We start from the raw sequence: 223 nt of genomic DNA, 5'->3' as shown, positions 1-223 counted from the left end.
GGCGTATGGTCGGAATGCACTGGTCGAACCCGCCGCACATCATTCCGATGATCGAAGTCATCGGGGGCGAAAAGACCGCTCCAGAAACCGTCCAAACCATCCGTGAGCTCATTCGCTCGCTCGGACTCCTCCCCGTGGTGGTGAAGAAGGATGTGCCTGGCTTTGTCGAGAACCGGGTGCTCTACGCGCTGTTGCGTGAGGTGGTTGACCTCGTAGAGCGCGG

Annotated in this window: 1 protein-coding gene; it reads left to right on the top strand. The window is 60.1% G+C overall.

Annotation, left to right across the window (positions count from 1 at the left end):
• Positions 1-223, top strand: a 223-nt coding sequence (locus tag E4K09_RS14080) for a 3-hydroxyacyl-CoA dehydrogenase NAD-binding domain-containing protein (protein ID WP_244610493.1), incomplete at both ends; no start/stop codon positions are given.

Source organism: Microvirga pakistanensis, assembly GCF_004458765.1.
GTDB classification, from domain to species: domain Bacteria; phylum Pseudomonadota; class Alphaproteobacteria; order Rhizobiales; family Beijerinckiaceae; genus Microvirga; species Microvirga pakistanensis.
This window is presented reverse-complemented; position numbering and strand designations above follow the sequence as displayed.